Here is a 13204-nt window from a genome sequence, read left to right on the forward strand (position 1 = left end):
GGCAGACGTCCGCTTCGGCCAGGGTCTCGAATACCGGTTCGGGGCTTACCGATGAAGCCCCATTGCCTCCGATAAATGCACTTACGGCGTCGACGCGTTGAACTGGATGCGCTGGCCTGGCACCAGGCGATCGCTTTCTATGCTGATGTCCAGTGCCGCCCGCGCATGCGGGCCAATGCATGTCGCGGCGGTCCGTTCCGCACCGGGCAGCAACCCCTTTAAAGAAGTGCTCATGCGCTGACCATCCGCGGCTGGCCAGGCGTCGTGATAGATCGGCGCCACGCCTTCGTTGCGCACCGTCAGACGCACGCACTCGCCATTGCTGGAGAGCGCCGTGATCCGGAACGCGTAGCCGGTCGCCATCGACGCCTCGCGAATCCGCCAGCGCGGCTGGTAACCGGGCTGATCGTTTCCGAGCATGTAGCTGATGTGATACTGCGCCGCGAAGGATTCGAAGCTCCGTCCCCAGGGACCGTTCGGGGCCAGCACATGCTCCTGATCGTAATCGCTGTAGTAGTTGAATTCGCCGCCTGCGGGGCTGTGGTGATAGCGCGTGCTGCCGAAGAACAGCCAGGAGGCGCGGTTGTATTCCTGATTGTTCTCCGAATGCGTCTCGTGCATGAAGGAATCGTCGAACAGGCCGAAGCGCAGCTGCCGCAGGGCCGGTACCGCCGAGAACGGCGTGTACTTGGTGCTGGCGGCGTCGATCGACAGCGACCACGGCGTTTCTACGAATGTGTCGCCCAGGTGCGCCAGAAACTGCTGCTGGAAGGCCTTCGACGGAAACGTGGTGCCGAGCTTCAACGGTCCGTCCCAGAGGTGGTACTCGGCATAGGACCCGAAACCGACCTGCAGGAAGGCAAGACGTGAATCGCGGTCGTAGCGCTGCGCAAACCGGCTGTAGAACTGGAGGATGAACGCCTGTAGCGTGGGTGAACGCCAGTCCGGCACGAACGTCCGCTGGCCCTCAATTTTGTGGTAGCTCAGCGTGTGATCGGGCGCACCTGCGACGTGGGCAGGAATCGAGACCTTTGTTTGCCCGGGATAAGTGTCGTGAAAGCGCAAAATCATCTGGTGACCACGCCCCGCCGAGGACGCCAGCGCGGCATCGACCCGTGACCAGTCGTAGACGCCTGACTCGGTGACGACATCGCTGTACTTGAAGTAGGCGAACTCCAGTTGCACGTCTTCGCCGAGCGCGGCGAGGTCACTGGTGTTGTCGCTCCACAACACGATGCCGGTCATAGGTTGCACCCGGTCGATCGAAGAATGCAGCGGTACCGGAACATAGTCCGCAACACTCGAGCGTTGCGCAGCGTCGGCCTGCGATGCGCCCGCGACCGTTAACAGCGTGGCGGTGATGAACCCGTGCAGCAGGGTGCGGCATATCTGCATGACATATCTCTTCTGTCGTGGATGCGGAGCCAAAGTCTAGTCAGCAAGCGTCCCATGACGGTAGAAGATCAAGGTGACAGATTTGATTAATGTGCTGAATGTTCGCTTTTGGGCCGGTGGCAGCCAATCTCCGATGCCGCGTTAAGCATCAGGTCAAACGGGCCTCGCCGGTGGAGAGCTCGCGCGTCCAGGCGATGGATTAGCCGGCAATGGCCGTGAGCTTGGCCAACTGGTCGAGGTCGGTCTGCATGCCTGACGTCTCCCTGATGCGTTTCAGAATCTCGCGTTTCAGTGCGGTGAATTCAGGCGATAACTTCATGTCCTGGTCGCGCTGCGTAGGCAACGGAACGTCATAGATCGAATCGATCCTGCCCGGGCGCGGCGCCATCAGCACCACGCGGCCGCCGAGGTAGATGGCTTCTTCGACGTCATGGGTGACGGACAAAATGGTGGTCGAATAAATTCGACCCTACAGTGCTGCGGTAGGTTTGTAGGGCTGAACTTGTTCGGCCGAGGTCTGCACGCGTCTTGGCGGCGCAGGTCGAATAAATTCGACCCTACGGTGCTGCGGCAGGTTGTAGGGCTGAACTTGTTCGGCCGGGTTGCATGCCGTCTTGGAAGCGCAGGTCGAATAAATTCGACCCTACGGTGATGCGGCAGATTGTAGGGCTGAACTTGTTCGGCCGAGGGCTGCAGGTGTCAGCGTTGCGCTGGCACCGGTACGTCTTCTGGCAGAAGTTCTTTTATCTTCAATGCGCGCCAGAACTCAGCGGGGATCTCGGCTTCGAACTGCTGCACATATTGCGCCGGGCGCTTGGGGTTGCTGGTGCCGGGAATGGCCGACAGCACTGCTGGATGAGCCAGACAGAACTGCAACGCGGCAGCGCGGATGTCGACATCGAACTCTTGGCACACCGCTTCGATTTGCTGGGTTCTCTGACGAATCTCGTCCGGTGCCTGGGCATAGTCATAGTGCTCACCGCCGGCCAGTACGCCGGAGTTGAACGGCCCGCCGACAACGATTCCTACACCACGCTCTAAGCACTGTGGAAACAAGGTATCCAGGGCTTCGCGGTGGTCGAGGAGTGAATAGCGACCGGCCAGCAGAAACACATCCGGGTCGGACTGTTCGAGGGCCATGCGACACGGCTCGACGAGATTCACGCCCAGACCCCAGCCGCGAATCATTCCCTCTTCACGCATCTGCGTCAGCGCTTTCGCCGCGCCCTGCATGGCTTGCTGGAAATACTCGGTCCACTGCGGGCCCCACTGATCTTCGGACACGTCGTGAATGAAGGCGACATCGATGCGGTCGACGCCCATGCGCTCCAGGCTGTCCTCGATAGAGCGACGCGCGCCGTCAGCGGAATAGTCGACGACACGCTTGTTGGGCAGCTCGTCGACAAAGGGTTTGGCGTTCTCCGGCGCATTCGCAGCTTGGAGCAAACGACCGACCTTGGTGCTCAGCACAAACTCGTCGCGCGGTTTGTTGCTGAGCAGGCGACCGAAGCGTTGCTCCGCCAGCCCGGCGCCGTAATGGGGCGAGGTGTCGTAGTAGCGGATACCGGCTTGCCAGGCGGCTTTTAGCGTGGCGTCAGCGGTGGCCTCATCGAGCGGGGTGAACATGTTGCCCAGTGGGGCCCCGCCAAAACCAAGACGCGGAAGTGTGATGCGCATGTAACCTCCTCAGATTCAGAATCGAGCCGAGAAACCGGCGTGGCGTTTCATGGGAGGGCGTGGGGGAAGGGATGTTCCGATGATCTAAGCAAAGGGCCCCGGGCATCAGCAGTCGTCCGATTCGTGTTCAGCGGGAAATTCAGCGGTGGGGCGGTGAGTAAGGGGGTAGCCGTAACTACCGGGATCGTCTGTGCGCTATTCGCCGGCGTGTTGAACTGAACAGCCACGGGAAACGATGACTGCGGTGTCGTTCAAGCTCGACGCCAGCTTGCCGCCTCTGACGCCTCTGTGGCCGCACGCACTTGGCGGCGACCAACAAAGGCGTACAGCCTGTTCCGGCTACTGGCGCTGCGCCAACCAGTTTTTCCAACCGCCGAACCCGGTGATATCAGCCGCGCCTTCCAAACCGTAGGGCTCGCAGATGAAGCCGGTTTCCCAGCGGCCATCGGCCAGTTGCACTTTGCCCAGACCAAGCGGCGCTGGAATACCCGTTAAGAAAGAGCCTAATTCGCTGCTCGGAATTTCCCAGACTTCCACGTCGATGGCCGCGCCGCCTTGATCGACACGTACCATTCCAGGACGGAATGGCGGTCCGCCGGCCAATGCCCAGAGCTGGTAGTGCGGGGCGCTCCGTGTGGCTTCAAGCAATCGTCCGCCGCGCTGCTGGAGCTGCCAGTTAAGGGGAAGTCCGTCGAGGTGCGCGCCGCATACGACCACGCGGGCGCGGTCGTTGCGGGCTGCGTTCTGCGGCGCAGGTGTAGCGGCTGACTGCCCGCCTATCAGGGTGAGTCCCGTCTGATGCTGCAGAGCACCGGCGAGGCTCAGCAGGTATTGATCGGTGAACACGCGGCCGAACAGTGTGATGCCCCACGGCAGGCCGTTCTGCATGACGGCGGCTGGCACCGCGACGGCGGCGTAGTCCAGCATGTTCATGAAGTTCGTGTAGTAGCCAAGGTCCGAATTGCGCTTGACGGGTTCGGCATGCAGTTCGTCCAGCGTGACCGGGCGCGGATAGGCCGGCGTTAGTACGCAATCGACATCGGCCATGGTCCGATCGCAGACCGCCTTGAGTTGCTGCAGACGGTACTGAGCGCGAAACAACCCCACGGCTGTGGTTCCCGGGGCTTTTTCCAGCACCGCTTTGATGACGGGTAACACGGCATCGGGCTGCTGCTCGATCAAGTCACCCGCGACGCTGTAGCGTTCGGCGACCCACGGCCCCTCATAGAGCAGCCGTGCGGCTTCTAGGAAGGGGTTGAAGTCGATCTCGACCGGCTCGCCGCCGATGGCCTTCAGCTGCTCGATTGTTGCTGAAAAGAGTTGCGGGCTTTCGGGGCAGCCAAGGAATTCCAGCTGCTTAGGCACACCGAAACGGAATGCCGCGGCCTTGCCGAAGGCGGAACCGTCGTTCCAAAGCGGGTTGGCACGGCTGTACTCGTCTCGCGGGTCGAGCCTGGCGGTCAGCGCCAGCAACATGCTGGCCTCCGCAGCGGTCGATGAAAGAAAGGTGACGCAATCAAGCGTGCGGCAGGCCGGCACTACGCCTGCGGTAGAGATCAGCCCCTTGCTGGCTTTGAGCCCGATCAGGTTATTCAGCGCGGCCGGTACGCGGCCAGAGCCGGCGGTGTCTGTACCCAGGGCGAAGCTGCAAATGCCTAACGCAACGGCAAGGGACGAGCCGGCACTTGAGCCGCCGGACGGGTAGTCCGGGTGCACGCTGTTGCGGCATTCGCCGTAGGGCGAGCGCGTACCGTTGAGGCCTGTGGCGAACTGGTCGAGGTTGGTCTTGCCCATCGGAACCGCGCCGAGGGCAATCAATTGCGCGACGATGGTCGCGCTGGTCGCAGGCGTATAGGCAAAGGCCGGGCAGGCAGCGGTGGTGGGTATTCCGGCCAGGTCGATGTTGTCCTTGATAGCGAAGGGGATGCCGTAGAGCGGCAGCTCGGCTGGGGATTTGTCGTCCAGCGAGGTGAGGTAGGGCTCCAGCTCGTCGGCGCTGAGCAAATGGATGAAGGCGTTGAATTCGCCGTTGAGCTCGGCGGCCTTGTCGCGCAGGGCTAGGATCACCTGGCGCGGGGTGATCGCGCCGGTTTCATAGGCGCTGCGCAACGTGGAGAGGTGCAGATCGAAATCAGTCGTCATGGTTGGCTTCCTCTGTAACGGGCCTGGTCTGTTTGATGTTGGGATCAGGGTGCGGAGTTGCGGCACCGCCCCTCACCCCAGCCCTCTCCCCAAAGGGGCGAGGGGGCTTGTCCGATGTTGCTGCTGACTGCTCGCATGGGCATAGCCGTGATGTACTGGGCGCTGCGTGCTTCCCGTTATCCGAAGTTTGGTCTGGCAACGGCCCCCACGGCACGCACGATCCGGTCCCCTCTCCCTGAGGGAGAGGGCTAGGGTGAGGGGGAGGCCCCGGTGGCCAGCTACGCTGCCTAGCCCAATCTCCAGAGGGGAGAGTGGGTTTATCTGATGCAGCTGCGGGCCCTCCGTGTTGGGATCGCCTGGATATGCTTGGCGCCGCGTGCTTTCCGTTATTCGAAGTTGCGTCTGGCAGCGGTCTCCACGGCACCCACGCTCCAGTCCCCTCTCCCTGAGGGAGAGGGCTAGGGTGAGGGGGAAAGATGCGTTGACGAATCGCGCTCGGCAAGACAGCGGTCGAAGGCGTGCACCGTTCATGGAACCGTTATAGGGCATGGGCTCACTCTGCCTCGATCACCACCACCCGCTGACCAGCGCGCACGGGCGAGCCGGGCTGCACGCGAACTTCCTTGATCACACCGGCTACCGGCGCGATGAGCGGGATTTCCATCTTCATGCTCTCGAGGATCACCAGCACGTCGCCGGCTTCGACGCGTTCGCCTTCAGCCACCGAGACCTGCCAGAGATTGCCGGCGATATGGCTTTCGATGCCGTGCTGGCCGTCACCCAGCGGGGCGTCTTCGCCGAGGTCGGCGGCCACTTCCTCGCTCTCGAAATGCGCCTGGCCTGATGCGATCCAGCGCTGGCGTTCGGCGTCGAAGGCGGCGCGTTGCTGCTGGCGGAAGGCGTCGATGCCGTCAGCTTCCTGGTCCAGGAATGCCTGGTAATCGGACAGGCGAAGCTCGGTTTCTTCGATGCGCAGCGGGTAGCGCCCTAGCGGGAAGTCGCGGCGAATCGTCATCAGCTCCTCAGCCGAGACCGGATAGAAACGGATCTGATCGAAGAAGCGCAGCAGCCAGGGCTGGCCGCCGAAAGCCTCCACCGCGCGGTAGCGGTTCCACATCTGCAGCGTGCGGCCGACGAACTGGTAGCCACCCGGGCCTTCCATGCCGTAGACGCACATGTAAGCGCCTCCTATGCCTACCGAGTTTTCCGCCGTCCAGGTGCGCGCCGGGTTGTACTTGGTGGTGACCAGGCGGTGACGCGGATCCAGTGGAGTAGCCACCGGGGCGCCGAGGTAGACGTCGCCCAGGCCCATGACCAGATAGCTGGCCTCGAACACCGTGCGGTACACCTCATCCAGGTTCGGCAGGTCGTTGATGCGACGAATGAACTCCAGATTGCTGGGGCACCAGGGCGCGTCCTTGCGCACCGTGGTCATGTACTTCTCGATGGCCAGCTGGCATGCCGGGTCGTCCCAGGAAAGCGGCAGATGGACGATGCGCGAGGGCACCTTCAGGTCCCGCGCAGCGCAGACGGCATCCCATTCGCCAGCCACGATCTTAAGTAGCGAATCCAGTGGCAGCGTTTCCGGTTGGTAGTGGACTTGCAGGGAGCGGATGCCTGGAGTGAGGTCGATGACGCCATCCAGTTGCTTGGCCTCTAGCGCCTGCATCAGCGCATGCCCGCGAAAGCGCAGTACCAGATCGAGTTCCGGCTCGCCAATCTCCAGCAATAGGTGAGTGTCACCGGCGAGGCGGGCTACCAGGCGGGTGTCGGCGGAACCGAGATCGAGGACGATGGGGGACGTAGGGGCGAATTTATTCGCCTGTTTTATCGTCTCTGGTCTGGCAGATGAATTCGCCCCTAGATGTAATTCCTCTTGCTGCCTGATTGCCAATGCTCGCGCGGTACCGATATCGACCGCCACGAAACGCACCTTATCGCCGGCCTTCAGTTGCCCCAGTTGCCAGAGGTCCGCCTCGATGATGGTCACCGGGCAGACGAAGCCGCCGAGGCTTGGGCCGTCCGGTCCGAGGATTACCGGCATGTCGCCCGTGAAGTCCACCGCGCCGATGGCGTAAGGGTTGTCGTGAATGTTCGAGGGATGCAAGCCGGCTTCGCCGCCGCTCTCGCGTACCCATTCAGGTTTCGGTCCGATGAGTCGCACGCCGGTGCGGCTGGAGTTGAAGTGGACTTCCCAGTCGGTCGCGAAGAATGTCCCGATATAGGCATCAGTGAAGTATTCCGGCGCGCCATGGGGGCCGTAGATCACGCGGATCTCACGTACTGCAGGCAATGCCGTACGCAGCTCTAGTGGCAGCCTCGCACCCACGCTATCGTCGGCGAGAACGGGAAGGTGCAGCACGTCGCCTGCTCGTAGCGCTCGGCCAGCGTGCCCGCCGAACTGGCCCAGGGTGAAGGTGCTCCGGCTACCCAGGTAGTCGGGAACCTGAACACCACCGCGGATGCAGAGATAACTGCGCGCACCAGCCCCGGCAATGGTGCCAAGGGTCAACGTGCTACCAGCCTTGACGAGCGTAGCCGTGTTCATCGGCAGTTCGGCGTCATCGAGTTTCAGTGGGATCTCGGCACCGGTCACCGCCACCACAGCATCGGTGTTGAAGCGCAGAGTCGGCCCGCTCATGGTGATTTCCAGACTGGCCGCATCGGTCGCATTGCCGAGCAAGCTGTTGCCCAGGCGCAGCGCACGACTGTCCATTGGACCGGATGGTGGTACGCCGACCGCCCAGTAACCGATTCGGCCGGGATAGTCCTGCACAGTGGTTTGGGTGCCGGCGCTGATTACCTCGAAGGTGGTGGCGCGGTAGGTCAGGCTTTCGAGGCAGCGGGTCCAGGGAGTGCCTTCGGCGAACGGCGCGTAGGCGAGGATCTGGCGCAGGTAATCGCGGTTGGTTTCTACGCCGTACAGCAGGGACTCACCCAGCGCCTTGTCCAGCGAATGACGGGCGGTTTCGCGGTCCGGCTCCCAGCAGATGACCTTTGCGATCATCGGATCGAAGTAGGGCGGAATCTCACATCCAGCCTCGACCCAGGTGTCGATGCGAAGCGCCTTGCCGTCCGCTGATGGGAAGGTCACTGCAGTCAACAGGCCTGGGCTCGGTTGGAAGTCCCTACCCGGATCCTCAGCGTAGAGACGCGCCTGAATCGCGTGGCCGCTGGGCTTCAAGTCCCTGGACAGTTCTGCCAGCGGTGGTAGATCACCGGCTGCCAGCTCGATCATCCAGCGCACCAGATCCACACCCCAGACCTGTTCGGTGACGCCGTGCTCGACTTGCAGGCGCGTGTTTACTTCTAGGAAGTAAAACTGTTCGGCTTCTGCGTCATAGACGAATTCGACGGTGCCGGCGCTGCGGTAGCGCACCGCCTTGGCCAACTTGATCGCTGCGTCGCACAGTTGATCGGCCATGCCTGCGGGGAGGTTAGGCGCCGGGGTTTCCTCCAGCACCTTCTGGTTGCGCCGCTGCACCGAGCAGTCGCGCACGCCAAGGGCGATTACCTCACCGGTGCCATCGCCGAATACCTGCACTTCGAGGTGGCGGGCGCGCTGGATGTATTTCTCGATGAACACGCCCGAGTCGCTGAAGTTGTTCTGGCCAAGGCGTTTGACCGCCTCGAAAGCGTCCGACAGCTCTTCGGCCGAGCGGCAGACACGCATGCCAATGCCGCCACCGCCGGCAGTGCTTTTCAGCATCACCGGGTAGCCGACTTCGTCACCGGCCTTCAGCGCGGCGTCGAGATTTTCCAGCAGTTCAGTCCCTTCGAGCATCGGTACGCCGTGTTGCTTGGCCAGCGCCCGGGCGGTGTGCTTGAGACCAAACACCCTCAGTTGCTCAGGGGTTGGGCCAACAAATGCAATCCCGGCGGCCTCACAGGCTTCGGCAAAGGCTGCGTTTTCGGAGAGAAAACCGTAGCCAGTGTGGATGGCTTTTGCGCCGGTTTGCCGGGCGATGCCGAGGATCTTCTCCACGGCGAGATAGGTATTGGCAGCCGGACCCTCACCCAGGCTATGGGCCTCATCAGCTTGTTGGATATGCAGGCTGGCGGCGTCGGCCTCCGAGTACACGGTCACGCCCCGGCAGTCGAGCGCCTTGAGGGTACGCAGGATGCGGCAGGCGATAGCGCCGCGGTTGGCGATCAGCAGTTTGTCGAACATCGTCAAATCCCTCAGGGGGGAGGCGGGCCGTCCCGCTTTTATTCATTCGAAGCCACGGTCGTCCGTGGTGAGGCGTTGTGTGCCCGGAGGTGAACGGCTGAGCTGTGCCGCATCACTTTCCGAGAGGACCGAGAGGTCAATGGCCTTCAGGCCGGTCCATCTGCTGCAGCTCGATCTCCTGCGAGTGAGCGATCACGGAGGGCAGCGCCCTGGGCGAGGGCTGGAGCGCTCAATCCCACACCAGCACCTCAGCGGGCGTCGGATTCCAGCCATTGCACGGGTTGTTCAGCTGCGGGCAGTTGGAGATCAGCACGATTACGTCCTGCTCGGCTTTGAGTTCAACGTACTTGCCGGGGGCGGAGATGCCGTCCTCGAAGGTCAGGCCACCATCAACGGTGACGGGCACGTTCATGAAGAAGTTGATGTTGGCGCCGATATCGCGCTTCTCCAGACGACCATCGTGCAGGCTGGCGCGCAGGAAGTTGTCGCGGCAGCTGTGCATATAGCGCTTGTCCAGCGCATAGCGGACCACATTGCTCTCCTGGGCGCAGGCGCCGCCGAGCGTATCGTGGCGCCCACAGGTGTCCGCCGTGATGGTCAGGAGCGGGTTGCCCAGGTTCGAATACAGCACCGTGCCGGCGGTGAGGTAGACCTTGTTCTGCTTGCGCAGGGTGCGCTGCGGGTCGAAGCGTTCGCGCGGGTTGCGAGCACTGAAGAACAGGGTGTCGATTGCCTGATTACCCTCCATGTCCAACAGGCGCAGGGTCTGGCCTGCGCTCACTTCGAACAGGTAGGGCTCACCTGCCGGAATGACATGACGGAAAACGGCGGTTTCAGGGTGCAGCTGGCTTTCAAGAATGGTCATGGGGCACCTCCTCAGATATAGAGCCGTTCAGTGTTATGGAAGGCGCGGCCGTTCTCCGGGCGCGAGGTACGGCAGAGCACGCTGATGCCGTCGCTGTCCACACGCTGCCAGCTGAGCTGGACGGGTTTCGGCGCATAGACCGGGCTTGGATCCATTGGGTGCTGCAGGGCGGTGAGTACCACCAGCGTATCCATCGGCGCATAAAGCTCGACGTAGCTGCCAGCCGTGGAATTGTCGGGGTGAAAAGCGAAGCCGCCGTCGGCGTCCACGGTAACCTTGCTGAACAGGTTGAGCGTCATCAGCAAGTCCTGCAGGTTCAGGTTCCACTTGCCCATTTCCACCAGCAGGTTATCGACGCCGTTACGGAAAAAGCCGTTGCGCAGCTCCTGATAGCGACCCTGGCCGTACTTCTCGGCGACTTCATCGGCGTTCAGTACGCCGCCAAAGCTGTCGTGCCAGCCGCAGGTGTCGGCGGTGATGCAGGCCAGTACGCGGCCCATGTCCGAATACAGGCAATGGCCGGCTGATAGCTTGGCGGTGTGCTGGCCTTTGAGCGAATCCGGCAGGTTAAGGCGCTCGCTTTTTTCGGCTGCGTTGAACAGCATCAGGCTGACGTTAGCGCCGCCTTCAATGTCGGTGAAACGCAGCAGCTGCCCACGCTTGAGCACGAAAGAGGTATGGCCGCCGCCTGGAAGGGTTTCTTCGTAAAGCGTCGGGCGGATGGCGAGTGAAGCGCTCATGTCAGGCTCCTTGATTGACTGTATGCAGAGCGCCGAGCTGGGTAGGCAGGTCGCCAATGGCGGCGCGTGCGACCCGGCGTTCGGAGTTCAGCGGGATGTCATAGGTCACCCGTGCGCCGTAAGCGCCGGGTGCGTGCGGGTCGAGACGAGTCTTGTCGAATACCAAGATGCGGGTGCCGAGGGTGAAGCCTTCGGACAGGTCGTGAGTGACCATGAACACCGTCAGCCGGGTCTCCTGCCAGAGCTGCAGCAGCAGCTCGTGCATATCCTTGCGTATGCCCGGGTCTAGCGCCCCGAATGGCTCGTCGAGCAGCAGCACGCGAGGCTTCATGATCAGCGCCTGGGCGATGGCCAACCGTTGTTGCATGCCGCCGGAGAGCTGCGCGGGGTATTTGTCCAGCGAGTGGGCAAGTCCGACATTACGCAGGATCATTTCTGCCTGTTCGCGCGCATCACGCTTACGGCTACCGAACAGGCGGCCCAACAACGGCGCCCTGGGCAGCTCCAGCCCGAGGGCGACGTTGTCCAGCACGGTCAGGTGGGGGAATACCGAGTAGCGCTGAAACACGACGCCACGGCTGGCATCCGGTTCGTTGGCGATCGGCGTGCCATCGAGCAAAATCTCGCCGCGACTGGCTCGTTCCTGACCCAATAGCAATCTCAGAAAGGTAGATTTGCCACAGCCTGACGCGCCCACCAGCGTGCAGAACTCACCTTCGTTGACGCTCAGATTCAGCCTTTCCAGCACGACCTGGTCACCGTATTCCTGCCAGACGTTGTTGACTTGGATGAAGGGGCTGGGCGACTGCTCGACGGCTTGGCTCACGATGATCTCACTCATGACTTGGCCCCCTCGTACCAGGGGAAGGCCAGCTGGGTGAGCTTGCGCAGGCCGAAATCCATGCTCCAGGCGAGCAGGGTGATCCAGGCTACGTAGGGCAGGATCACGTCCATCGCCAGGTAGCGCCGTACCAGAAAAATTCGATAGCCCAGCCCATCGGTGGACGCGATGGCCTCTGCTGCGATGAGGAACAGCCAGGCGGAACCGAGCACCAGTCGGAGTGCGATCAGCAACCGCGGCATTAGCTGTGGCAGAACCACGCGAAGAATCAGCGTCCAGGTGTTGGCGCCCAGTGTTTGCGCCTTGATCAAGAGTTCCGGCGGCAATTCACGGGCCCGCTGTTCGAGGTCGCGGGCCAGTACCGGCGTGACGCCAATTACGATGAGCATCACCTTGGATAGCTCGCCAAGTCCGAACACGATGAACAAAATCGGCAGAATCGCCAGTGGCGGTACCATCGACAGCACCGTCAGCAAGGGCGACAGCGGCGCACTGAGCAGCGGCAGGGTGCCGGCAGCCACGCCCAGGCACAGCCCGGCAATCGCGGCGATACCGAGCCCGATGCCCAGACGTTTGAGGCTGGAGGCGGTGTCCTGCCAGAACAGGTAGTCGCCGCTGCGCTTGTCTGGCGTGAAGGCCAATCGCTCCACCGCGCTGGACATCTGGGTGAAGCTGGGCAGGAGTTTGTCGTTTGGGTTGGTTTCCAGTCGCTGCGCGGAACTGGTCAGGTAGGCGAAAAGCAGAAGGGCGAAGGGCAGGATTACCAGCAGCGTCCAGCCGGTACGACCTGGCACACGATTGATCAAACGCATGGGGAGAGCCCCCGCGCTATCGGGGAGCATTGCCGTGGATCGGTCTTATGAAATCCGAGCGATGGCATAAAAGAGCCTCCAGTGAGTGGACATGGCAAAGGAGCTGCGTATCAAACGCCGTCTCCCGGGCTTTTATCCCGCCGTGTAACCTCACTGGAGGTCGCCAACTCTCGGACCAGCCACTCGCATTGCGAGCCGGAACCCTAGTCAGCTATTTCTGAATTTTCTCGTCCGTGAGCCGCAGCTTCCTGGCAAAGAAGTATTAGCAAGAGGGGTGCCAGGTGATTTCAGCCCCCGTATTACTGGCTGCACGCCGGGATCTGTCACTGACCTGAGACGAGTTCTAGCGCCTTGATGGTGCGCAATACATGGCGATGCCCCCTAATGGATCAAACTGGTCCCAGGTCGGGGCATCTCGGCAAGAGCGTCAGTGACTAGCAGCGCACCGAGAGGCGGTAAAGCTCGGAAAACCGCTCGAATTATTTCGTCCGCCGACGGACCATAGAAAGTAGAGATCAACGCAGTGCTTCTACCGGCGCTGCCATTCGAAAGAGGAACAGC

9 protein-coding genes and 1 riboswitch are annotated in these 13204 nt (G+C 62.1%); all 9 genes read right to left on the reverse strand.

Annotated elements, in window-relative coordinates:
- Positions 1-81: 81 nt before the first annotated feature.
- Complete coding sequence (locus tag NA619_RS17610; protein WP_255963109.1) at positions 82-1395, reverse strand: DUF4832 domain-containing protein; 1314 nt, start codon at positions 1393-1395, stop codon at positions 82-84.
- Positions 1396-1594: 199 nt separating this feature from the next.
- Positions 1595-1840: a hypothetical protein gene (locus tag NA619_RS17615; RefSeq protein ID WP_255963110.1), complete on the reverse strand. Its 246-nt coding sequence runs from the start codon at positions 1838-1840 to the stop codon at positions 1595-1597.
- Between the two features lie 254 nt (positions 1841-2094).
- On the reverse strand, positions 2095-3072 hold the full coding sequence (locus tag NA619_RS17620; protein WP_255963111.1) for an aldo/keto reductase: 978 nt from the start codon (positions 3070-3072) through the stop codon (positions 2095-2097).
- A gap of 339 nt (positions 3073-3411) precedes the next feature.
- Positions 3412-5214 (reverse strand): allophanate hydrolase, encoded by a 1803-nt coding sequence (gene atzF / locus NA619_RS17625; RefSeq protein WP_255963112.1) that lies wholly within the window; start codon positions 5212-5214, stop codon positions 3412-3414.
- Between the two features lie 553 nt (positions 5215-5767).
- A complete protein-coding gene (gene uca, locus NA619_RS17630; protein WP_255963113.1) occupies positions 5768-9385 on the reverse strand; it encodes an urea carboxylase in 3618 nt (1205 codons plus the stop codon).
- A 229-nt stretch (positions 9386-9614) separates the two neighbouring features.
- Positions 9615-10250 (reverse strand): urea amidolyase associated protein UAAP2, encoded by a 636-nt coding sequence (locus NA619_RS17635; RefSeq protein ID WP_255963114.1) that lies wholly within the window; start codon positions 10248-10250, stop codon positions 9615-9617.
- An 11-nt stretch (positions 10251-10261) separates the two neighbouring features.
- Entirely contained in the window at positions 10262-10990 is a 729-nt protein-coding gene (locus NA619_RS17640; protein ID WP_255963115.1) for an urea amidolyase associated protein UAAP1, read from the reverse strand.
- Between the two features lies 1 nt (position 10991).
- A complete protein-coding gene (locus tag NA619_RS17645; RefSeq protein WP_255963116.1) occupies positions 10992-11831 on the reverse strand; it encodes an ABC transporter ATP-binding protein in 840 nt (279 codons plus the stop codon).
- The gene (locus tag NA619_RS17650) at positions 11828-12643 is read right to left on the reverse strand and encodes an ABC transporter permease (RefSeq protein WP_255963117.1); all 816 of its coding nucleotides are present in this window, start codon (positions 12641-12643) and stop codon (positions 11828-11830) included. The genes NA619_RS17645 and NA619_RS17650 overlap by 4 nt, the downstream gene beginning before the upstream one ends.
- A gap of 119 nt (positions 12644-12762) precedes the next feature.
- Positions 12763-12861, reverse strand: a riboswitch (guanidine-I (ykkC/yxkD leader).
- Between the last annotated feature and the right edge of the window lie 343 nt (positions 12862-13204).

This window comes from Stutzerimonas stutzeri, from assembly GCF_024448895.1.
Classification (GTDB): Bacteria; Pseudomonadota; Gammaproteobacteria; order Pseudomonadales; family Pseudomonadaceae; genus Stutzerimonas; species Stutzerimonas stutzeri_Q.

Excerpts from the sequence above, each read along its gene's own strand:
- NA619_RS17610 (WP_255963109.1), bottom strand. The coding sequence starts at position 1,395 with ATGCAGATATGCCGCACCCTGCTGCACGGGTTCATCACCGCCACGCTG.
- NA619_RS17640 (WP_255963115.1), bottom strand. The coding sequence starts at position 10,990 with ATGAGCGCTTCACTCGCCATCCGCCCGACGCTTTACGAAGAAACCCTT.
- uca (WP_255963113.1), bottom strand. The coding sequence starts at position 9,385 with ATGTTCGACAAACTGCTGATCGCCAACCGCGGCGCTATCGCCTGCCGC.
- NA619_RS17635 (WP_255963114.1), bottom strand. The coding sequence starts at position 10,250 with ATGACCATTCTTGAAAGCCAGCTGCACCCTGAAACCGCCGTTTTCCGT.
- NA619_RS17620 (WP_255963111.1), bottom strand. The coding sequence starts at position 3,072 with ATGCGCATCACACTTCCGCGTCTTGGTTTTGGCGGGGCCCCACTGGGC.
- NA619_RS17650 (WP_255963117.1), bottom strand. The coding sequence starts at position 12,643 with ATGCGTTTGATCAATCGTGTGCCAGGTCGTACCGGCTGGACGCTGCTG.
- atzF (WP_255963112.1), bottom strand. The coding sequence starts at position 5,214 with ATGACGACTGATTTCGATCTGCACCTCTCCACGTTGCGCAGCGCCTAT.
- NA619_RS17645 (WP_255963116.1), bottom strand. The coding sequence starts at position 11,831 with ATGAGTGAGATCATCGTGAGCCAAGCCGTCGAGCAGTCGCCCAGCCCC.